Genomic DNA, 23,037 nt, shown 5'->3' on the forward strand with positions numbered 1-23,037 from the left:
GAAGTGCATGAATCTTTCCGAACGAACACCAAAGATGTTTGCTATGTATGTACTCGGATACATTCTGTTAATGGAATGGCTGCTTCCCCTTCCTGAAATATCCGATACAGGATTTGTTCCAATGTTTATGGCCGCTTCGGCTTTTTTCTTTATTGTTACGTTTTTTCGATTTCCGTGGTGGCTGCATCTGATGCTTATTGGAGGCAGTATTTTATACGCGCTTCACGCCGTGTTTTTTGAAACAAGCTTTTTGAGTCCGGCATGGTGGCTCAATTTTTCGAATGAGCTTTCGGTAAACACCGAGACGATGCTCAATGGGCAGTGGCAGGCACTGACAGATCCATTCCGGACCTTTTTGTTTCTGCTGCTGCTTGCGTTAATGAGCTACCTCGTTTATTTTTGGGTGATTCAGGCCAAACGTATTTTATTCTTTTTTGTGTTCACGATAATTTATATAGGTATTATGGACACTTTCCTTCCTTATAATGGGAGTGGTGCCATTATCCGCATTTTTGCAGTTGGGTTTGTTCTGCTGGCTCTTCTGCAGTGGGATCGTCTTTCGGAATACTTTCCAGGGGAAAAAAGAGGAAAAGTCTGGCTCCGCTGGGCGGCGCTTACGCTGGCGGTCCTTGTAACCGCGGCCGGTATCGGTATTGCCGCGCCAAAATCAGAGCCGCAGTGGGCGGATCCTGTGCCGTTTCTTCAGGCAAGAACCGGCGTGGACGGAGACACGGAAGATAGAAGCGGAACACAGCGGATTGGATACGGTGCCAACGATGAACGCCTCGGCGGCGGTTTTGAAATGGATGACAGTCCGGTGTTTACAGCTGTTGGAACCGGAAGCGGCTACTGGCGGGGTGAATCAAAAGACGAATACACCGGCCTCGGCTGGGAAACTTCTACTTCTGCGGAAGGAACGCTTGCCAGCTCTTTTTATGATGACGCAGCACCGACAGAAGAACAGCAGATGAGCGTTACGATGGCAGAAGGGCGGACCAATGATTTTGCTTTTTATCCGGGGTCGGCTGAAGAGATAAACGCTCCCGAAGAAGAGGTATCTTTCTCCGTTGACCGCTATACCGGCCGGGCAGACGCAAGCCGGAACGGAGAAAGCTTTCCGCTCTCCTCCTATGACGTAGTTTACGAGGAAGCTTCATTTCCGGTAGAGGAAATGAGGCAGGTAACCGAAGATGATGAGGACGATGTGGATGAGGCGTTTCTGCAGACCCCGGCTGACCTTCCGGATTCCGTCGGAGAACTGGCAGAGGAATTGACGGCAGAAGAAGATAACCGGTATGACCAGGTGAAAGCCGTAGAAAACTATCTGCGCGGCCCGGATTTTGCGTATAATACCCAGGATGTAGCGGTACCGGATGAAGGCACGGACTATGTGGAACAATTTTTATTTGAAACACAGATCGGGTACTGCGATAACTTTTCTACTTCTATGGCCGTCATGCTCCGGACTCTCGATATCCCAACCCGCTGGGTGAAAGGCTATACGAGCGGGGAAGTAGTGGAGTCCTCGGAAGATGAATCAGTCTACGAAGTAACAAATGCCAATGCCCATTCCTGGGTGGAAGTATACTTTCCGGGAACGGGATGGGTTCCATTTGAACCGACCCGCGGATTTGACGCAGAAGCAGACTATGAATTTGCTGACGGGGAAGAAGCGGAAGCGGAAACACCGGAGGAAGAAGAAGATCACGAGGAATTAGAAGAGCAGGATGAGCAGGAGGATCGGGAAGAGGCAGCCGGGGATTCGTTTATGATGCCGGTCTGGCCTTTCTTCCTCCTGGCTGGGATTGCTGCTGTGCTGGGATTTGTATTTCGCAGGAAATTAATTACGGCTTATTTATTAGCGAAATACCGGCACGTGGATGATACCGGCACCTTTGTGAAATCTTTCTATTCGCTGCTCTGGCTTCTCGGCTATGCCGGCTGGAAAAAAGAAGACAGTGAGACGTTGCGTGAGTATGCCAAACGAATGGACCACCATTACCAGACAGATGATATGGGATTTTTAACCCGGGAATTCGAAAAATATTATTATGGGGGACAGGCGGAACTGGCGGACATTGAAAAAGCAAACAGCACATGGAAAGAAATGGTTCATCGAATAACGCCTTGACCGCTTGTAAGGCTGCTGATAAAATGAAAGGCATGTTTTCATCGTACGCAGCGGCTTGCAGCCGAACCGTATTACAAACAATAAATACTTCGTATATCCCCGGTAATTGGTCCGGGAGTATCTACCCGGGCACCTTAATGACTGGACTACGAAGGCCGTCTTTATAGAAGAGCAGCTACTGCTCCGCTATCCGTAAGACTGCCTTCGTTTTCTATGTATAATGAAGGGGTGTTACGGATTTTTTTATGCTTTAAGAATGTCTTGATGCATTGTACTAATAGAAAATGGGGTGGCAGGTGTGGAATTAGAACATGAAACAATTGTGGTTCTCGATTTTGGAGGCCAGTACAACCAGCTGATTACAAGAAGAATAAGAGATTTAGGGGTGTACAGTGAACTGCATTCCAACAAAATCACAGCAGACGAACTGAAAGAACTCAATCCGAAGGGTATTATTTTCTCCGGAGGGCCGAACAGCGCGTATGTCGAAGGAGCGCCGAGCTGCGATCCGGCCATATTCGATATGGGGATTCCGATTCTTGGGATCTGCTACGGTATGCAGCTGATGACTCATCATTTCGGAGGGAAAGTGGAAGCGGCTCATCACAGAGAGTACGGCAAAGCGATGATTACCGTTCAGAACGGATCTTCCCTTTATCATGATCTTCCGAAAGAGCAGTCCGTTTGGATGAGCCACGGCGATTTGATCCTGGCTCCGCCGGAAGGATTTGTAGTGGACGCTGTCAATCCGTCATGTCCGGTAGCCGGAATGAGCGATGCCGACCGGAAAATGTACGGCGTACAGTTTCATCCGGAAGTGCGCAACACCCAGTTCGGCGACGACATCCTCAAGAATTTTGCTTTTGAAATCTGCGGCGCCCACGGTGAATGGTCCATGGCAAACTTCGTGGAAGAGCAGGTGGATATCATCCGTGAGCAGGTAGGAGACAAGAATGTACTGTGCGCTCTCAGCGGAGGCGTGGATTCTTCCATCGTAGCGGCATTGATTCACCAGGCGATCGGTGATCAGCTGACGTGCATGTTTATCGACCACGGCCTTCTTCGAAAAGGAGAGGCGGACAGCGTGATGGAAACATTTGCTGGCGAGTTCTCCATGAACATTATTAAAATTGAAGCCAAAGACCGCTTTCTCGGCAAGCTGGACGGCGTATCCGATCCAGAACAGAAGCGGAAAATCATCGGCAACGAATTTATCTACCTGTTTGAAGAAGAAGCCGGGAAACTGGAAAATATGGATTTCCTTGCGCAGGGAACGTTATATACAGATATTATTGAAAGCGGCACGGACACAGCCCAGACGATTAAGTCCCATCACAATGTCGGCGGCCTTCCGGAAGATATGCACTTTGAATTAATCGAACCGTTAAAAACATTGTTTAAAGATGAAGTGCGTAAGCTCGGTGAAGAGCTTGGCGTGCCTGAAGAAATTGTCTGGAGACAGCCCTTCCCGGGACCGGGCCTTGGTATCCGCGTCCTTGGAGAAATAACGGATGAAAAGCTTACGATCGTCAGAGATTCCGATGCGATTCTCCGCGAGGAAATCAAACTGGCCGGACTGGACCGTGAAATCTGGCAGTACTTTACCGCACTTCCCAACATGAGAAGTGTCGGCGTTATGGGAGACGCGAGAACCTACGATTATACAGTAGGGATCCGTGCAGTAACTTCTATTGACGGCATGACATCAGACTGGGCCCGTATTCCATATGATGTGCTCGAGAAAATATCCACCCGTATTGTAAATGAGGTAGCGCACGTAAACCGCGTCGTGTACGACGTAACATCTAAGCCGCCTTCCACTATCGAGTGGGAATAATTCATCTTCTTTTCGTATAATTGCGGGAATAAGGCCCGCAGGTTTCTACCAGCTGCCATGAACAGCTTGGCTACGAAAGGGACAGCAGCAAGCGGAGCGATCCGCTTTTTCTGCGCTGTCTTTTTCTATGTCCAGCTCCGGCAGAGGGTTCCTCTGCCGGAGTTTTTTCTTTACTATATAAAACCGCTCGCATGCGGAAACAGAGAATAAGGGGTATAGAAAATGAATCGATATTTTGAATTTGCGAAACAGGGCACTACGTTAAAAAAAGAAAGCCTGGCGGGGTTAACCACCTTTCTTTCCATGGCGTACATCCTGTTTGTCAATCCGTTGATTTTATCAGATGCGGGTATGGACCAGGGTGCTGTGTTTACGGCAACAGCGTTGTCCGCTGCGGTCGGTACACTGATCATGGGAATTATTGCAAAGTATCCGATTGCGCTTGCGCCGGGAATGGGGCTCAACGCGTTCTTTGCCTACACGGTGGTCATCGGGCTTGGCATTCCATGGGAGCTTGCGCTGTTTGGCGTATTTATGTCGGGTATCATTTTTATCTGCATTACGCTGTTGGGGGTAAGAGAAAAAGTAATTAATGCGATACCGGCAGAACTAAAATATGCGGTAGCGGCAGGTATCGGCCTCTTTATTGCTTTTATCGGCCTTAAAGGCGCCGGTATTGTAGTAGGGGATGAAGCCACCCTCGTCGGGCTCGGCTCGATTACTTCCCCGCTGACGCTGCTGGCAAGCTTTGGACTGATCGTCACGGCAATATTGATGGTAAAGGGCATCCATGGCGGGATTTTCTACGGGATGCTGATTACGGCGGTTACCGGTATTATTTTCGGTCTTATCGAACTGCCTTCAGGCATTGTAGGAGCTGTCCCTAGTCTTGCGCCGACTTTCGGATCTGCTTTCAGCATTTTAGGAGAAGTGGAATGGACAACCCAGCTGACTGTACAATTGATTATCGTCATTTTAACGTTTCTGTTCGTGGATTTCTTTGATACGGCGGGAACCTTATATGCGGTAGCCAATCAGGCAGGCTATGTAAAAGACAATAAACTGCCGCGTGCCGGACGCGCGCTGCTTGCCGATTCTTCTGCAACGTCTATTGGAGCTATTCTTGGTACATCTACAACGACCGCGTATATTGAATCCTCGGCAGGAGTGGCCGCAGGCGGACGTACCGGTTTTACTTCCGTCGTGACGGCTATGCTGTTTTTAGCGGCTATGTTCTTCTCGCCGCTGCTTGTGGTCGTCACCGAGACGGTAACGGCGCCGGCCCTTATTATTGTCGGGGTGCTGATGGCCTCATCGCTCCGGTTAATAGAATGGAACAAACTTGAAATTGCACTTCCCGCCTTTTTAACTGTAGTAGCGATGCCGCTGACCTACAGTATTGCAACAGGTATTGCCATCGGTTTCATCTTTTATCCGATTACAATGCTCGTTAAAGGACGCGGCCGGGAAATCAATCCCATTATGTACGTTTTGTTCTTTGTATTTATTGCTTACTTCGCCTTTCTCGGTGAATAAATGAAAAAGCATGCTTCCACTGGAAGCGTGCTTTTTTTGATTAGAAACGATTTTCTCAGGGAATAGAAGCGGAGAAAGCATCAACCAGCCAAAGGAGGAAACAAAAATGAACTCATTTAAAGCCCTGGTCGTCGACCAGACAGAAGACGGCCACGTATCAAAAGATATTCAGCAGCTTTCCGAGAAAGATCTGCCATCGGGTGATGTATTGATAAAAGTCCACTATTCCAGCGTGAACTTTAAAGATGGGATGGCTGCTATGGAAAATGGCAACATCGTTAATGCATATCCGATGGTACCGGGAATTGATTTGTCCGGTAAGATCGAGGAATCGAGTGACCCGGCTTTTTCAAAAGGCCAGGAAGTCATCGTTACAAGCTATGAACTAGGTGTCTCCCACTACGGAGGGTATAGTGAATATGCAAGAGTTCCTTCCGAATGGGTCGTACCCCTGCCGGACGGCCTGTCGCTGAAAGAAGCTATGATTTATGGAACCGCCGGATTTACAGCCGCACTTTCTGTCATGAGGCTGCAGGAAGAGGGCGTTACGCCTGATAAAGGAACCATTCTCGTAACGGGAGCGACGGGCGGTGTCGGCAGCATGGCGGCTGCCATGCTTTCCAAACTAGGATACGACGTAGCGGCGAGTACAGGAAAAAGCGACGAGCACGATTATTTAAAAAAGCTCGGTGTAAAAGAAATTATTGCAAGAGAAGACCTGGTGCCTGAAAAAATCAGGCCGATCGATAAAGAACGATTTGCGGGGGCGGTCGACCCGGTCGGCGGCGAAACCCTTTCCTACATTTTAAGCTGCCTGCAGTACGGGGGATCGGTGGCCGTAAGCGGACTTACCGCCGGAACGAAAGTACCAACTACCGTCTTTCCGTTTATTCTCCGGGGTATTAACCTCGTCGGGATTGATTCGGTAAACTGCCCGATGGAACGGCGCAGGGAAGTATGGAACCGCCTGGCAGCTGATTTAAAAACAGAAGATTTACTATCAGAAATTGGCAGTGATATTACTCTTAATGAACTTCCGGAAACATTGGAACAAATTATTTCCGGGAAAATCCGCGGCAGAAAAGTGGTTACTTTTTCATAAGATTAGTCAGAAAGCGTCCATAATATTTTATGGGCGCTTTTTTTATATTATAAGGCTATACTCCCGGACCTGTCTTTTTACCAATTAATTACTCTACAGGAGAACTAAATTCAGATATAATAGAGTAATAGTCACAGCAAATTGTAAATTATTGTATAAGGACTTGGTTCGGGAGGAAGGTAATGGAGAATTATCAAGCACTGTTTTTAAAAAAGACACGGCAGACGTGGCAGGCGTTTCAAATGCGGGACACCGTTGAAAACGATGAAATATACCGCTGGCTCCACACGCTCAAAGGGACAGGCGGAACGCTTGGGCTCAATGAACTGTCCGCTGTTTCAGAGGAAAAAATGGAAAAACTGAATGATAATAAGGAAGCAAGGTGGAGCATTGAAAAGCTTTCGGAGTTTCTGGCGCCGCTTATCCAGACATTTGAAGAAGAAAAAAACGAAGTCCCAGCAGCCCTGGTGTCCGTAAAAGAGGAACCCAGCCATGGACCGCTTCTGCTGCTCGTAGACGACGATATAGATTTTGCTAATTACATAAAAGATCAGTTTCAGGAAGAAGGGTATCTCGTACTGCTGGCCCCTGATAAAAAGAAAGCCCTTGAAATGTATCATCATTACCATCCCGACTGCCTGCTTGTAGATATTTTTGTGCCTGATAAGCAGGATGGATTTTATTTGTTAAATACGGTTTCACAGATTGCTGAAGCGCTCGTAACACCGGTTATCGCGGTGACGTCAGATGCCAGCTCTGAAACAAAATATGAAGCCTACAAGCACGGGGCTTCCTTTGTTCTGCAAAAACCGTTTGACATCCGTGAGTTAAAACATATTTTAGCCAACCAGCTCGCCCGCAAAAAACGAATCCAAAACGCCATAACGATTGACGAGCTGACCGGTGTGTTTAACCGTAAAATACTCGAAACAGCCAGTGACCGTTTCTTCGGTGCCTATCGAAGAGAAGGAGCAGAATTCTCCGGTGTTCTGTTGGATCTCGATCACTTTAAAGCAGTGAACGATACGTTTGGCCACGACCGCGGCGATAAAGTGTTAAAGCAGTTTGCCGCTTTTCTGGACCAGCAGAAACGTCCGCAGGATATGCTGATCCGTCTTGGCGGAGAAGAATTTCTGGTTGTTCTTCCAAATACCGGCAAAGAGCAGGCGGTAAAAGCAGCCGAACGCTGGTGTAAGAATTATTCCGAAATGGTGATCGACTTTCTTGATGACATGACGCTGACGTTTTCTGCCGGTATCTCTACGGTAACGCCCGACACCGGTTCCCTGGACGTTCTGCTTAAGGAATGTGACCGGGCGCTGGCAACAGCCAAAGAAGAAGGAAGAAACCGAATACGGGCGTATCAGCGGGGGAATGAAGTAGTCCGTAAAATGCCGATGAATATTATTATTGTGGATGACGATGAAGTGATGGGCGGGTTTCTGCTGAACCGTTTTCAGCGGATGGAACTGCCTAAATACAGCATCAATGTTACCTATTACCGCGAAGGAGAAAGTTTTCTGGAAGATGACTGGTACAAGCGCTCCCAGAAATTTTTTATTATTCTGGACGTAACAATGCCGAGAATGAATGGATTTGAAGTGCTGACAAACCTCCGCAAAAACTTTCCGGCTTCTGATATTGTCGTATTGATGCTGACGGGAAGTAAAGCAGAAAAAGACGTCATTCGTGCACTGGAGCTTGGTGCAGATGACTATTTAATAAAGCCTTTTAAAGTAGAAGAGCTGCTGGCCAGATCCCGGCGGTTTATTCAGAGGATACTATAAATGGGGCCGTTTATACTGACGCTGCTCATTGTGCTCCTTGTTTTTTTGATAAGCCTTATATGTTTTTATTTATATTTACGGAGTATTAAAGTACAGCGGTTTAAAAAAGAAAAACACCTGGAACGGATAAAAAAGGAGATCCGTCCGGCTGTAGCCGCGGCGCTTGAAGGAGAAACAAAATGGGAGCCGCGGATGCCGGAATTACGAACAGAAACGTCGCAGACAGCAGTTCAGGATGTGCTGCTTGAATATATGAACTGGATGAATGATGAACACACGATGGCAGGCATCTATACGCTTGCTGCCGGAGAACTGACAGAAACCTACCGAAACCAGCTGCGTTCGAGAAAGATAAGCGACCGGCTGAATGCGTTATACTTTATTGAGAATTTTCATTTAACAGAGTTGGAGCCGGAAGTATTAACACTGTATGAAGAAGATAGAAATAACGCTGATCTGCATCCACAGGCGTCCCGGACCCTGGCTGTTCTTGAATCCCCGGTATTTATGGAACAGTTTTTTCATGAAGAGTCCGCGGAGCCGCCTTATTTATATAAAGAGGTTATCCGCCGACTGGATGACGATGTCTTTTCGCAATGGATGGAAAGACTGGCAGCTCACCCCAATCAGGAAGTGAGGGAGTCGGTACTGTCTATCGCAGCCCAAAAAGGGGACTGGAACACGATTTCATTATTTGAAAAGGCAGCAGAAGATGAAAATCTGGAAGTGCGCCTGCAGGCCTACAAAGGATTTGAAAAACTCGGTATCGTACCCGATACCATTATTCCTGCCGCTATAGCGGCATCCGAGTACTGGCCGGAGCGAATGATGGCCGCCAGGCTCTGGAAAATCAGCCATTCCCGCGGAGTGCAGGATTTCATTCGGGAATTGATTAAAGATTCTTCCTGGTGGGTCCGATATTATGCAGGAGAGGCACTCAGCGATCACCCAAACGGAGAGGAAGAACTTCTTTTTATCCAGCACGCGAGCAATGATCCTTTTGCCAGGGACATGGCAAGGCAATGGCTGGATACGATGAAAGGAGAAGTAGTATGACAGGTGTGTTGAATGTTATTTTTTTCATACTCGTTCTCGGTTTTATCAGCTACACCGTTCTTGTGCTTGTATGGTATATCGTTACAGCAATAACGGCCATGCGTGACATGAAAAAAACAGAGGGCATTCATGAAACAGAACCTTATCAGGACAGGCTTCAAGCCGATGATATCCCTCCGGTTTCGATCCTCGTGCCGGGATACAATGAAGAGGTGTCAGTGGAGGGAACGGTGAAATCCCTGCTGGGTCTTCGTTATCAGGCTTTTGAAATTATTATAATAAATGATGGCTCCACCGATAACATGCTGCATACAGCGATTGATGCGTTCCGCATGAAAAAAGTAGAGCAGGTCGTCCGCCGTTATGTGCCCTCCAAGCCTGTAAAAGCAGTCTACCAATCAGAGATACATCCTAATGTGTACCTTATTGACAAAGAAAATGGGGGCAAGGCAGATGCATTAAACGCAGGGATCAATGCATCGAATTATCCTTACGTCTGTTCTATAGATGCTGATTCCGTGCTGGAGCGCGATGCTTTAATTAAAGCGGTACAGCCGATAATTAACGGGAATGGCGAAGTAATAGCCGTTGGCGGAAGTATCCGTATTGCCAATTCCTCTTCCATCGAGCGGGGCGAAATTATGAATGTATCGGTATCCAGACGCCCGATCGTCATTATGCAGGTGATTGAATATTTCCGGGCCTTTCTCATCGGGCGCCTTGGGATGAGTCATTTTAATATTCTGCTGATTGTATCAGGTGCTTTCGGCCTGTTCGAAAAAAGTGCCGTCATTGCAGCCGGAGGCTACCGTACCGATACCGTGGGGGAAGACATGGAGCTTGTCGTCCGGATGCACCGAACGGCAAGAGAGAACAACAGAAAATCAAAAATATCCTACATACCTGATCCCGTCTGCTGGACAGAGGCGCCGGAAACCGCAGCAGTTCTTCGAAAACAGCGGAGACGATGGCACCAGGGACTTACCGAAACATTCTGGATTCATAAAAGCATGTTTTTCCGTAAGAAATACGGAGCGCTTGGATGGATCGGTCTGCCGGTATTTTTCCTTATTGAATGGTGCGGACCGGTTCTTGAATTGTTGGGTTATGCCCTCTTGTTTTGGGCGTTATTTTTTGGGGAAATCAACACGGTATTTGCCGTTATCCTATTTTCCTTAATGGTTATTATGGGATCGCTGCTTTCTGTTACCTCTGTGCTCCTGGAAGAGCAGGGCAATGGAAAGCACACCAATGTAAAAGATTTAGACAGGCTGTTCTGGTATGCATGGACAGAATCTTTCTGGTACCGCCCGCTTACAGTCGTCTGGCGTGTGGAAGGGATTTGGAAAGCTATCCGGCGCAGCAAAGACTGGTCAAAAGCGGAAAGAAAAGGAATTTCGTCTTAACATGGCGAAAAGAAGGGCGGGATTTATGAAACAAATATTAGTAGCCGATGACGAAGATGTGCTGAGAATGCTCATCGTCGACACGCTTGAAGACGAAGCATATAACATAGAAGAAGCAGAAAATGGTACGGAAGCTCTCCAAATGGCTTCCGAGAAAGAATATGACCTGTTAATTGTAGATTATATGATGCCGGGTTATAACGGAGTGGAAGTACTTAGTAATTTAAAGGAGCGCGGGCGGCTGAAGCAGATGAAAAGCCTGATGCTTACGGCTAAAAGCCAGGAATCCGATAGAGAAAGCGCTTTGAAGGCGGGAGCGACAGAGTTTTTAACAAAGCCTTTCAGCCCCGCCCTTCTTGTAAGCGTGGTGGAGGATCTTCTTGATGATTAAATATATTCTGGAAAAGGCACACCGCAGGTTTTTATTAATCTTCGTGTGCCTGCTTCTTCTCGTCGGAGCCGGTGCTGTTGTCCAATTAAATCAGATCAGCGGGGAGCAGGAAGACATTCGAAGCGAGTCAGTGGAACTCCGAGAGCTCGACGGCCTGTTATTTGATATAGAAACGACACTCCAGCAGGTGATCATTCAAGGAAGAGGGTTTTATATCTATCAGGATGAAGCTATCCTTGAGAACCTGAACACTGAAATAACAAAGCTGGAATCTATTCTCGGAGAGTATGAGGCGCTGGACAGCGAACGCAAAAATGAAGCATTTAGTGAAGAACTCGATGTATTTTTTACACAGTATTCGCAGGAGTGGATTCCGCAGGTAGTGGAGCAGATCCAGAATGACGGAGAAGAAATAGACGAGATTACTTCAGGAGAAATCAACGAACAGGCTAATAATATTATTGCCCAGACAACGGAGGAGTACAACGCTATTGAAAGCGATCGTGCTGCTGCAAACGATGATTATTTTGCCTCTACGATCCAGGCCAATAATTCCATCCTGCTTTATTTCTTCCTTATTCTTCTTGTGCTCGGGGTGAGTGTCTGGACGTTATTATACTGGTTAACCAGACCACTCCAGAATTTAGAGGAGTCAGCTGACAGGATTGAAGCCGGAGAAGACGTTGATCTGAAATATACAAAACGTAAAGATGAAATGGGATCGCTCAGCCGGACGTTTTCCCAGATGGCTGCAAGCATCCAGAACAATCAGGAAATGCTGACCGACCGCAACGAGGAGCTTGAATCCCAGCAGGGAGAATTAGAACTCCAGCGGGCACGGCTGCATCATATGAATGAATTTAATTCCTCCCTGTCCGCTGTATCCGAGAAAAAAGAACTGCTTCAGACGATCCTTACGCATTTTCAAGAGCTGTTTCCATTTGAAAAAGCAGTGATTTTGACCATGCAGCCGGAATGGATGACAGCAAGCCTTGGAATGAGCGATGCCAGAGTAAAATGGATAACGGAGCATATTGAAGAAACGCCTGCAATGATTACGTATGAAACAAAGGCACCTCATATGGTAAAGGTGCAGGCGGATTTATCAGAGCAGGGGCTCTCAGAGGAGAAACGGGATCTGTACGAACTGTATATGCCTATTTTTTCCGAAGGGGAGCATTTAATTGGAGTCTGCTGTATGAACCGAATCGGTCGTCCGTTTTCAAAGGAAGAGCAGCATGCCATGTTCGGTCTGCTGAGCCAGTCCAAAATTTCTTTTGAACGGATTATTCTTCATGAAACGACCGAAAAAGACAGCGCTTTGTACCAGGCGATTATTAATAATGTAAACGAAGGTATTCAGTTTATTGATGAAAAGGGAAAGATGATTCACAGCAACAGTAAAATGGATCAGATCGCAGGAAAGTGCGGCCTGGAGAATTCCCAGCAGCCCTCCTTTGAAAAATGGACATCAAGCCTGCTTGCGCATGCTGCGGAAGAAGATCGTTCCATGCTGGAAGCTTACTTTTATTCCTATCGTGAAGGAGAAAAACCGAATATCGATAGAGTATATTATCATGTTCACGATGGTGAGGATGTCCGTGTGTATGAAGTGTATGGAGAGCAGCTGTTCAGTGATGGAAAGCTCCAGGGTACTATTTTCGTCCACCGGGATCATACGAGAAGCTACGAGCTCGACAAAATGAAGTCAGACCTTGTCAGCACGGTCAGCCATGAGCTGCGAACACCGTTGTCGAGTATTCTTGGTTTTGCTGAACTTATGCTGATGAAAGAATTAAAGCCGGAAAAACAGCGGAAATATATTGAAACGATTCACAAAGAAGGCAACCGCCTGACGCATTTGATCAACGATTTTCTGGATCTGCAGCGGATGGAATCCGGCAAAGAAACATATGATAAAGAACGGGTGGATGCAGCTGAAATTGTGATGAACGTCGTGCATACGATGGAACCCGGCCAGCCGGAGCATTCTTTTGTCATTGAAGATAAGCTGCACTCCGGGAAAATCTTTGCAGATGAGGATAAGCTTGTACAGGTTATGACCAACCTGATCAGTAATGCCGTCAAATTCTCACCGAATGGCGGTACGATCACGATCAGTATGCAGAATTTCCAGGACAATGTCACAGTATCAGTCACAGACCAGGGGCTCGGCATTCCGGAAAAAGAACTGCCGAAGCTTTTCAGTAAATTCCACCGGGTGGAAGGCGAAAAGCGTCAGAAAATCCGTGGAACCGGTCTGGGACTTGCGGTCTGTAAAAAAATACTCGAAGACCATAATGGTAAAATTATAGTGAGTTCTGAAGAAGGAAAGGGCAGTACGTTCACTTTTCACCTTCCAGCACTTGATGGGGAGGAACTGCTTCAGTATCCGCATTCGGATTCTACATTAACCGCACTTGTATTGGAGGATGACAGAAGCCTCGGCCTGCTGTTATCAGAGGAACTGCGCCATGCCAAATATGAGGTTGCGTTTCATTTTAATCCCAAAGCAGCTCTCGCTGCGATTGACAACGGTCTGAAGCCGGACGTGTTTATCGTCGATGTTATGCTTGGCGATGAGATGGACGGATGGACCTTTATTCAGCATATAAAAGCCAGAGAAGATCTGAAAAATATTCCTATCATCGTTTCCTCCGCATTAAATGAAGACACGGAAAAAATGGAGGAGCTGGAAGTGCACCACTATTTAACAAAGCCATACCCACCGCAGAAGCTGTCCGAACAGGTGCGTTACCTATTGAAAAAAACAAATCCTGCCGGTGAGATCTATGTCCCTTTTTCGAAAGAGTAGTTAAAAAAATGAAAATATTTAAGCTGAAACTGTCCTGGAAAGGGCAGTTTTTTCTTTCCCGGTGGCCTAATGAATATGCGATAATGAATTAGTGAGCAGAAAAGGGAGGTATTATCTTTACCGGCCAGTAAAAGACCCTGATTCCAAAGCCTTCATTACTTTACATGAACCGAAAGCATTTTTCGGCGGCTTCCGGGTCAAGGGAATACGATGATAGGAGTAGAGTATGGCTGCCAAAAAAACGTTTGAAGTGCAGGACGGAGAAACGATCGCTGCCTGTCTTGACCGGATAAAGCAGGAAGGCTTTGTTCCTGTCCGGAGAATAGAAAAACCAGTATTCACTGAAACCATCATAAATGGCAAAAAAGAGAATACATTATTAAAACAGCAAATCATTTTTGAAGCAAAACCCCAATAACCGAACATTAAAACTTAATACAATTATAATGTTCGAATTCCGTTGACAGATTTCATGACAACTTGTTAAGCTGTAAGAGGAATGAAAACGACATATAACCCTCATATAAAATCGGGAATAGGGCCCGGAAGTTTCTACCTGGTGACCGTAAATCGCCGGACTATGAGGAAAGAACGCCCCACGGCACTGCGTCCGTGGTGTGTCCTTTCCGCCCCGGCACGTCTGACAGCTTTCTATAAAGAAAAGTCAACCTACCGGGGCTTTTTTCGTGGATTTTTAACACATAGAACACAACGGAGCAAAGCCGTAGAGGAGTGGAAGAATGAATCCGCAGGTTGGAGTAATCATGGGAAGCACATCCGATTGGGAAACGATGAAGAACGCATGTGATGTGCTGGATGAGTTGAATATTGCATATGAAAAACAGGTCGTATCTGCCCACCGGACACCGGATTTAATGTTCGAGTATGCAGAAACGGCCCGTCAGAAAGGGCTGAAAGTTATTATTGCAGGAGCCGGCGGCGCCGCGCATCTTCCTGGCATGACCGCAGCCAAGACAACACTTCCTGTTATCGGGGTTCCTATCCAATCAAAAGCGCTGCAGGGAATGGATTCGCTTCTGTCGATCGCTCAGATGCCGGGCGGCGTGCCTGTCGCTACGGTAGCTATTGGCAGAGCAGGGGCAGTAAATGCCGGCCTGCTTGCCGCACAGATTCTTTCGGCATTTGATGAGGAGCTTGCTGAAAAAATGGATAACCGGCGCGAAGAGATGCGCAGCAAAGTAATAGAAACGGGGGACCTTCCATCATGACGTTAATACCTCCCGGCAAAACAATTGGTATACTCGGCGGCGGGCAGCTCGGCCGGATGATGGCAATTGCCGCACGGCCGATGGGATACCGTACGGCGGTACTGGAGCCTTCAACGGGCTCTCCAGCCGGCCAGGTGTCCGATGTGGAAATAAAAGGAGCCTACGACGACCGCAGCGCGGCAGAAGAACTTTCCTCCCACTGCAGCGTCCTGACTTATGAATTTGAAAATATTGATGCCGACACGGCTTCTTTCCTGGAAGAAACGATGTACCTTCCGCAGGGCGGTGCGCTTCTTCATACGACCCAGCACAGGCTTCGTGAGAAAAAAGCTATTGAAGCCGCGGGCGTTCCGGTGGCACCGTACCAGCCGGTCACCGACTATGATTCTCTCAAGGCCGCAGTTAAAGCCATCGGCCTTCCTGCTGTCTTAAAAACATGCCGGGGCGGATATGACGGCAAAGGCCAGGAAGTGCTGAAAAAAGAAACAGACCTGCAGGAAGCATACAGCCGCCTGGCAGAAAAGAATCCGGCGGATTTTGTCCTTGAAGCCTGGATCCCGTTTGAAAAAGAAATCTCCGTTATTATTACGAGAGCGACGACAGGAGAAACAGCTGTATTTCCTGTCGGAGAAAACATTCATGAAAACAATATTCTCCACCAAACGATCGTTCCAGCCCGGATTCCGGGCACCTTAGCAGAGAAGGCCTATGCATTGGCTGAAACATTAGCCGGGCATTTACAGCTTGTCGGTACGCTCGCTATTGAAATGTTTGTTATAGATGAAGAAACGCTCTACGTAAACGAAGTGGCACCCCGGCCGCACAATTCCGGGCACTACACGATTGAAGCCTGTGAAACATCCCAGTTTGAACAGCATATCCGCGCCGTCTGCGGACTGCCGCTCGGACCGACCGGCCTGCTCAAGCCGGTCGTGATGACAAATATATTAGGGCAGCACGTGGAGCCGGTAATGAACGGCCTGCAGGATTTTGCCAAAGAGCACATTCATCTTTACGGAAAAGCCGAAAGTCGTCCCGGCCGGAAAATGGGACACTGGACCGTGCTGCGCGACAGCGTGGAACAGGCGCTTGAAGACAGCAATACCGTATGGAATACCTATATAAAATAAAGCAGCAGATAGAGAGAGTGGAGGAATCAACATGATCGAACGTTACACCCGCCCGGAAATGGGAGAAATATGGACAGAAAACAACCGCTTTAACGCCTGGCTCGAAGTGGAAATTTCCGCCTGCGAAGCCTGGTCCGAACTTGGAGACATTCCAAAGGAAGACGTGGAAAAAATCCGTGAGAATGCAGGATTTGATGTGGCACGTATTAACGAAATCGAGCAGGAAACGCGTCACGATGTTGTAGCCTTTACAAGAGCCGTGTCAGAAACGCTTGGGGAAGAACGCAAATGGGTGCATTACGGCCTGACTTCTACAGACGTTGTAGATACTGCTCTTTCCTACCAGCTCAAGCAGGCGAATGCGATTCTGTTAAAGGATCTGGAGAACTTCACTTCCATATTGAAAGAAAAAGCAAAAGAACATAAATACACGGTCATGATGGGACGCACGCACGGAGTGCACGCCGAGCCTACGACTTTCGGCTTGAAGCTTGCCCTCTGGTATCAGGAAATGCAGCGCAACCTGGAGCGCTTTCGTGCTGCTGCAGAAACAGTACGTGTTGGAAAGCTGTCCGGTGCGGTTGGCACGTTTGCCAACATTCCACCGTATATTGAAGAGCATGTCTGCCATCAGCTTGGACTTGAAGCAGCTCCTGTTTCCACCCAGACACTGCAGCGGGACCGCCACGCTCATTACATGAGCACCGTTGCTCTTATTGCCGGATCGATTGAAAAAATGGCGGTGGAAATCCGCGGCCTGCAGAAAAGTGAAACACGCGAAGTGGAAGAGTTTTTCGCCAAAGGGCAGAAAGGATCCTCCGCGATGCCTCATAAACGCAACCCGATTGGCTCGGAGAATATGTCAGGCCTCGCCCGCGTCATCCGCGGCCATATGCTTACAGCATACGAAAACGTGCCGCTCTGGCATGAGCGTGACATTTCCCACTCGTCGGCAGAACGCATCATCCTGCCGGATGCGACAATCGCGCTTAATTATATGCTGAACCGTTTTGGCAATATTGTTAAAAACCTGACGGTGTTTCCGGAAAACATGAAAGCCAACATGAAAAGAACGTTCGGGCTGATTTATTCCCAGCGCGTTATGCTCACATTAATCAACAAAGGCATGGCCCGGGAAGAAGCATACGATCTCGTGCAGCCTACAGCGATGCAGGCATGGGAAGAGGGCGTTCAGTTCCGGACGCTTGTTGACCAGCAGTCCCGCATTACAGAAGTGCTCACAGAACAAGAGCTCGATGAATGCTTTGACTACAATCATCATATGAAACAAGTGGATACGATCTTTAAGCGTGCAGGTATTGAGTAAATAAACCAGGGAGGCGTTTTGAGTGGAAAAGCAGGATCTTCTGTATGAAGGAAAAGCCAAGCGGCTTTATGAAACAGATACACCAGGACTTCTCTGGGTGGAATATAAAGATGAAGCCACAGCGTTTAACGGAGAAAAGAAAGACATCTTAAAGGGAAAAGGAGAGCTGAATAATGTTATTTCTTCTCTTCTTTTCGAAAAGCTGACGTCTCTTGGCATCCGCAATCATTTTGAGAAAAAAATTTCCGCGACAGAACAGCTCGTTCATAAAACAACGATTATTCCACTGGAAGTCGTTGTCCGCAATGTAGTTGCCGGCAGCCTGAAAAAGCGCACCGGTATTCCGGAAGGCACCGAAGTAGATGTGCCGGTAGTGGAATTTTACTATAAAGACGATGAGCTGGGCGATCCGCTTATTAACGATGATCATATCCGCCTTCTGCATGCAGCGGAACCGGCCCAGACGATCGAAATGAGAAAGCTGGCGCTGGAAGTAAACGATGCGCTTAAAAAGCATTTTGACGAATGTGAATTGATTCTGGTCGATTTTAAGCTGGAATTTGGTACGACAGAAGACGGAGCGATCCTGCTGTCCGATGAAATTTCTCCGGATACATGCAGGCTCTGGGACAAAACGACGAGGGAAAAATTCGATAAAGACCTGTTCCGCTATGGTCTTGGTTCCCTGCAGGAAGGCTACAAGGAGATTTTAAAAAGACTGGGAGGCACTATACATGGTTAAAGTTCAGATTTACGTAACGTTAAAGGCCGGCGTATTGGATCCGCAGGGTAGCGCCATTAATAACGCTCTTCACACGATGGGATATAACGAAGTGAGCGAAGTGCAGACCGGTAAATTTATCGAGCTTCATATGGAAAACACGGACGATGTGCAGGAAAAAGTCGAAGAGATGTGCCATAAGCTGCTGACAAATCCGGTTATTGAAGACTATACGTACAATATGGAGGAGGTTGTTTCCTCATGAAGTTCGCCGTAATCGTATTTCCAGGCTCCAACTGTGATGACGATATGTTTTACGCCATCAAAGACGGCCTTGGAGAAGAAGTAGAAAAAGTATGGTACACCGAAAAAAGCGTTGCAGCCTATGATGCCATCCTGATTCCAGGCGGATTTTCCTACGGAGACTACCTTCGCTCAGGTGCGATTGCCCGCTTTGCGCCGGTAATGGAGAGCGTGATCGAAGAAGCGTCAAAAGGCAAGCCGGTGCTGGGCATCTGCAACGGATTCCAGGTTCTGCTTGAAGCCGGGCTTCTGCCGGGCGCCATGCAGCGGAATAAATCGCTGAAGTTTATCTGCCGCCAGACAACCCTGCAGGTAAAAAACAACACAACGGCTTTTTCCGAAAAATATGAACAGGGCCAAGATATTACGATTCCAGTAGCCCACGGAGAAGGCAACTATTTCTGCGACGATGCCACCCTCCAGGAATTGCAGGACAACAATCAGATTGTGTTCACGTACAAAGAAGATATTAATGGATCCGTCGGCGATATTGCCGGCATTGTAAATAAAAAAGGAAATGTGCTCGGCATGATGCCGCACCCGGAACGAGCCACTCTTGACCTGCTTGGCAGCGCTGATGGCCTGCCGTTGTTTCAATCTATTCTCAATCATTGGAGGAAATCCCATGTCGTTACTACTTGAACCGTCCCCAGAGCAAATTAAGAAAGAGCATATTTATAAAGAAATGGGCCTTAAAGAGCAGGAATTTGCGATGGTGGAAAAAATTCTCGGACGTCTGCCGAATTATACAGAGACGGGGCTTTTTTCCGTTATGTGGTCCGAACACTGCAGCTACAAGCACTCCAAAGTCGTGCTGAAAAAGTTTCCGGTTACCGGAGAAGAAGTTCTGCAGGGACCCGGGGAAGGCGCCGGCATCATCGATATTGGCGATGACCAGGCGGTAGTATTTAAAATCGAAAGCCATAACCACCCTTCCGCTATTGAACCTTATCAAGGGGCGGCCACGGGCGTAGGCGGTATTCTCCGTGACGTATTTTCCATGGGAGCCCGTCCGATTGCGCTGTTAAACTCGCTGCGCTTCGGAGAACTTGACAATCAGCGCGTTCGTTACCTGCTCGAAGAAGTAGTCGCCGGCATTGCCGGATACGGCAACTGCGTCGGGGTACCTACCGTCGGCGGTGAAATTCAGTTTGATCCGTGCTATGAAGGCAACCCGCTTGTTAACGCTATGTGCGTAGGTTTGATTGACCATAAAGACATTCAAAAGGGTCAGGCTAAAGGAGTTGGAAACACGGTTCTTTATGTCGGAGCCGACACCGGTCGTGACGGTATTCACGGTGCTACCTTTGCTTCAGAGGAATTGAGTGAAGAATCGGAGAGCAAGCGTCCTGCTGTTCAGGTCGGAGATCCATTTAAAGAAAAGCTGTTATTGGAAGCATGCCTGGAGCTTGTGAAATCAGATGCGCTCGTCGGCATACAGGATATGGGAGCAGCCGGCCTGACTTCTTCTTCCGCCGAAATGGCGAGTAAGGCAGGGTCAGGAATTGAAATGAATCTTGATCTTGTGCCACAGCGCGAAACAGGCATGACACCATACGAAATGATGCTGTCCGAATCGCAGGAGCGGATGCTTCTCGTTGTAGAAAAAGGCCGTGAACAGGAAATTATTGATATATGCGATAAATGGGGACTTCTCTCTGCCAACGTTGGGGAAGTAATCGAAGAGCAGGTACTTCGCCTGATTCATAACGGCAAAGTAGCAGCCGACGTGCCTGTTGATTCGCTTGCAGAGGATGCACCCGTGTACCATCCGGCCTCTTCAGAACCTGCTTATTACCAGGAAAACCAGGGCATCAACTGGCTTCCGGATGTAGAAGACTTGCAGGGCACCCTGCTTCGACTGCTGGAGCAGCCGACCATTGCAAGCAAAGAATGGATTTACGACCAGTATGACTATATGGTGCAGACAAATACAGTCGTGCAGCCGGGGTCGGATGCGGCCGTTATTAAAGTAAGAGACAAAAACAAAGCTCTCGCGATGACGACAGACTGCAACTCGCGTTATATATATCTGGATCCGGAAACAGGCGGGCGCATCGCGGTAGCGGAAGCTGCGCGTAATATTGTCTGCTCAGGGGCCCGTCCTTTAGGCGTGACAGACTGCCTGAACTACGGAAGTCCGGAAAACCCGGAGATTTTCTGGCAGATTGAAAAATCGACAGACGGCATGAGCGAAGCCTGCACCGAGCTTTCAACGCCGGTCATCGGCGGCAACGTTTCCCTTTACAACGAAACAAGCCAGGGAGCGGTATACCCAACGCCGGTCATCGGTATGGTAGGCCTGATCGAAGATTTAAAGCATATTACGACCCAGACGTTCAAACAGGCAGGCGACGCGGTGTATGTGATCGGCGAAGCAGCGCCGGAATTTGGCGGCAGTGAACTGCAGAAAATGGAACAGGGCTATATCTCCGGCAAGGCGCCGAAGCTGGATCTGGCCGTAGAGAAAAAACGCCAGCAGCAGCTTCTGGAAGCAATTAAAATGGGCATTGTTTCTTCCGCCCACGATATTTCAGAAGGCGGGCTTGGCGTAGCATTGACGGAAAGCTTAATAGGCACATCGCTTGGAGCAGATGTCACGCTTTCCGGGCAACCGATAAATGAATTGTTTTCTGAAACCCAGTCCCGTTTTGTTATCAGTGTACCGGCCGACGAAAAGAAACTGTTGGAAGATATGATCGAAGACGCTCAATTCATTGGCACAGTGACGGACAACAGCCAGCTGCATATTGCATCAGCATCAGGAGAAACGGTGGTACAGGCTCCTTTAAAGACATTGGAGGAGACCTGGAAAGGAGCAATTCCATGTTTGGTGAAATCAAAGGCTTAAATGAAGAATGCGGAGTTTTTGCGATCTGGGGACATAAAGATGCAGCGCAGGTAACGTATTACGGCCTGCACAGCCTGCAGCACAGAGGGCAGGAAGGTGCCGGCATCGTCGTAAGCGACGGGGATAAGCTGAGCACACACAAAGGGCTTGGCCTTGTGACGAAAGCATTTAAAGAAGGTGAACTGGAGAAGCTTCAGGGGCATGCAGCGATAGGGCATGTTCGTTATGCTACTTCCGGTGGAGGCGGGCTGTTAAACGTACAGCCGCTTTTATTCCAGTCCCAGACAAGCGGACTGGCGCTCGCTCATAATGGAAACCTTGTTAATGCAAATGGAGTAAAAAGTGACCTGGAACGGGAAGGCAGCATTTTTCAGTCCACTTCCGATACAGAAGTACTGGCCCACCTGATTAAACGAAGTCCTCACCCAACGCTTGAAGAACAGTTTAAAGATGCCCTTTCCACGATCAAAGGTGCTTACGCGCTTGCCGTGTTGACCGAAGACAAGCTGATGGTGGCCATGGATCCAAACGGCCTGCGTCCGCTTTCGATTGGACGGATGGGAGATGCCTACGTAGTAGCATCGGAAACCTGTGCATTTGACGCTGTAGGCGCTGTGCACGAACGGGAAGTGCAGCCGGGGGAAATTGTTATTATCGATAAAGACGGCATGCGCTCGCAGCTGTTTTCCAAACCGGCGGACAGACAGATATGCAGTATGGAATACGTGTATTTTGCAAGACCGGATTCGGATGTTGATCAGATTAATGTGCATACGGCCCGGAAAAGTCTCGGCAAGCAGATGGCTCTGGAAACGCCGGTGGAAGCAGATGTCGTAACCGGTGTTCCGGACTCCTCCATCTCAGCGGCTATCGGCTTTGCTGAACAGAGCGGCATTCCTTACGAGCTTGGCCTTATTAAAAACCGATATGTCGGACGGACCTTTATTCAGCCGACCCAGGAGCTGCGTGAGCAGGGCGTTAAGATGAAGCTGTCACCGGTACGGGGCGTAGTGGCCGGCAAACGTGTTGTCATGGTGGATGATTCTATTGTCCGCGGTACGACAAGCCGCCGCATCGTTCAGCTGTTAAAAGACGCCGGTGCGCTGGAAGTACACGTGCGCATCACGTCGCCGCCGATTACCCACCCCTGCTTTTACGGTATCGATACGTCAACGAAGGCGGAGCTGATCGCGTCGAACCATACAGTGGAAGAAATGCGTGAAAAAATGGGAGCCGACTCATTAGCCTTCATTTCCATCGACGGCATGCTTGAAGGGATTGGAAGAAGCAGCCAGGATAAGAACTGCGGCCAGTGCCTGGCATGCTTTACAGGAAACTACCCAACAGAAATTTACGAAGACACCGTTCATCCCCATGATAAAGTGATGAACAGCTAGAATAGAAAGGGGCTTGAC

General features: G+C 48.2%; 18 protein-coding genes and 3 riboswitches. All 18 genes read left to right on the forward strand.

The window, feature by feature from the left end:
- The first annotated feature begins 7 nt into the window (after window positions 1–7).
- The 18 genes from AC5W2J_RS14940 (at window position 8) to purF (ending at window position 23,019) form a co-directional block, all read left to right on the forward strand.
- Window positions 8–2,131, forward strand: a complete 2,124-nt coding sequence (locus AC5W2J_RS14940; protein WP_496060258.1) for a transglutaminase TgpA family protein — start codon at window positions 8–10, stop codon at window positions 2,129–2,131.
- Window positions 2,132–2,200: 69 nt separating this feature from the next.
- Window positions 2,201–2,300, forward strand: a riboswitch (purine riboswitch).
- A 129-nt stretch (window positions 2,301–2,429) separates the two neighbouring features.
- Window positions 2,430–3,968: a glutamine-hydrolyzing GMP synthase gene (gene guaA / locus AC5W2J_RS14945; protein ID WP_496060259.1), complete on the forward strand. Its 1,539-nt coding sequence runs from the start codon at window positions 2,430–2,432 to the stop codon at window positions 3,966–3,968.
- A riboswitch (purine riboswitch) is annotated at window positions 3,961–4,061 on the forward strand. It overlaps the preceding gene by 8 nt.
- Window positions 4,062–4,190: 129 nt before the next feature.
- Window positions 4,191–5,504 carry an NCS2 family permease gene (locus AC5W2J_RS14950; RefSeq protein WP_496060260.1) on the forward strand — a complete coding sequence of 438 codons (1,314 nt, stop codon included), beginning with the start codon at window positions 4,191–4,193 and terminating at the stop codon, window positions 5,502–5,504.
- Window positions 5,505–5,610: 106 nt separating this feature from the next.
- On the forward strand, window positions 5,611–6,606 hold the full coding sequence (locus tag AC5W2J_RS14955) for an NADPH:quinone oxidoreductase family protein (protein WP_496060261.1): 996 nt from the start codon (window positions 5,611–5,613) through the stop codon (window positions 6,604–6,606).
- Between the two features lie 182 nt (window positions 6,607–6,788).
- Complete coding sequence (locus AC5W2J_RS14960) at window positions 6,789–8,393, forward strand: diguanylate cyclase (protein ID WP_496060262.1); 1,605 nt, start codon at window positions 6,789–6,791, stop codon at window positions 8,391–8,393.
- A complete protein-coding gene (locus tag AC5W2J_RS14965) occupies window positions 8,394–9,449 on the forward strand; it encodes a HEAT repeat domain-containing protein (RefSeq protein WP_496060263.1) in 1,056 nt (351 codons plus the stop codon).
- Entirely contained in the window at window positions 9,446–10,855 is a 1,410-nt protein-coding gene (locus tag AC5W2J_RS14970; protein ID WP_496060264.1) for a glycosyltransferase family 2 protein, read from the forward strand. Before AC5W2J_RS14965 ends, AC5W2J_RS14970 begins: the two co-directional genes overlap by 4 nt.
- Before the next feature lie 25 nt (window positions 10,856–10,880).
- Window positions 10,881–11,246, forward strand: a complete 366-nt coding sequence (locus AC5W2J_RS14975) for a response regulator (protein ID WP_496060265.1) — start codon at window positions 10,881–10,883, stop codon at window positions 11,244–11,246.
- The gene (locus tag AC5W2J_RS14980) at window positions 11,239–14,061 is read left to right on the forward strand and encodes an ATP-binding protein (RefSeq protein ID WP_496060266.1); all 2,823 of its coding nucleotides are present in this window, start codon (window positions 11,239–11,241) and stop codon (window positions 14,059–14,061) included. The genes AC5W2J_RS14975 and AC5W2J_RS14980 overlap by 8 nt, the downstream gene beginning before the upstream one ends.
- A gap of 226 nt (window positions 14,062–14,287) precedes the next feature.
- Complete coding sequence (locus tag AC5W2J_RS14985; protein ID WP_496060267.1) at window positions 14,288–14,479, forward strand: NETI motif-containing protein; 192 nt, start codon at window positions 14,288–14,290, stop codon at window positions 14,477–14,479.
- 81 nt (window positions 14,480–14,560) lie between these two features.
- Window positions 14,561–14,662: riboswitch (purine riboswitch) on the forward strand.
- A gap of 139 nt (window positions 14,663–14,801) precedes the next feature.
- Window positions 14,802–15,290 carry a 5-(carboxyamino)imidazole ribonucleotide mutase gene (gene purE, locus AC5W2J_RS14990; RefSeq protein WP_496060268.1) on the forward strand — a complete coding sequence of 163 codons (489 nt, stop codon included), beginning with the start codon at window positions 14,802–14,804 and terminating at the stop codon, window positions 15,288–15,290.
- Window positions 15,287–16,420 carry a 5-(carboxyamino)imidazole ribonucleotide synthase gene (purK, locus tag AC5W2J_RS14995; RefSeq protein ID WP_496060269.1) on the forward strand — a complete coding sequence of 378 codons (1,134 nt, stop codon included), beginning with the start codon at window positions 15,287–15,289 and terminating at the stop codon, window positions 16,418–16,420. Before purE ends, purK begins: the two co-directional genes overlap by 4 nt.
- 31 nt (window positions 16,421–16,451) lie before the next feature.
- Window positions 16,452–17,747, forward strand: coding sequence for an adenylosuccinate lyase (purB, locus tag AC5W2J_RS15000; protein WP_496060270.1), 1,296 nt, complete (start codon window positions 16,452–16,454; stop codon window positions 17,745–17,747).
- Window positions 17,748–17,769: 22 nt separating this feature from the next.
- The gene (purC, locus tag AC5W2J_RS15005; protein WP_496060271.1) at window positions 17,770–18,489 is read left to right on the forward strand and encodes a phosphoribosylaminoimidazolesuccinocarboxamide synthase; all 720 of its coding nucleotides are present in this window, start codon (window positions 17,770–17,772) and stop codon (window positions 18,487–18,489) included.
- Window positions 18,482–18,733, forward strand: coding sequence for a phosphoribosylformylglycinamidine synthase subunit PurS (gene purS / locus AC5W2J_RS15010; RefSeq protein WP_496060272.1), 252 nt, complete (start codon window positions 18,482–18,484; stop codon window positions 18,731–18,733). Before purC ends, purS begins: the two co-directional genes overlap by 8 nt.
- Window positions 18,730–19,413, forward strand: a complete 684-nt coding sequence (purQ, locus tag AC5W2J_RS15015; protein WP_496060273.1) for a phosphoribosylformylglycinamidine synthase subunit PurQ — start codon at window positions 18,730–18,732, stop codon at window positions 19,411–19,413. Before purS ends, purQ begins: the two co-directional genes overlap by 4 nt.
- A complete protein-coding gene (gene purL / locus AC5W2J_RS15020) occupies window positions 19,397–21,622 on the forward strand; it encodes a phosphoribosylformylglycinamidine synthase subunit PurL (RefSeq protein ID WP_496060274.1) in 2,226 nt (741 codons plus the stop codon). Before purQ ends, purL begins: the two co-directional genes overlap by 17 nt.
- Entirely contained in the window at window positions 21,598–23,019 is a 1,422-nt protein-coding gene (purF, locus tag AC5W2J_RS15025; RefSeq protein WP_496060275.1) for an amidophosphoribosyltransferase, read from the forward strand. The genes purL and purF overlap by 25 nt, the downstream gene beginning before the upstream one ends.
- The last annotated feature ends 18 nt before the right edge of the window (window positions 23,020–23,037 follow it).

The sequence above is a fragment of the Sinobaca sp. SA16-1 genome (assembly GCF_059510515.1).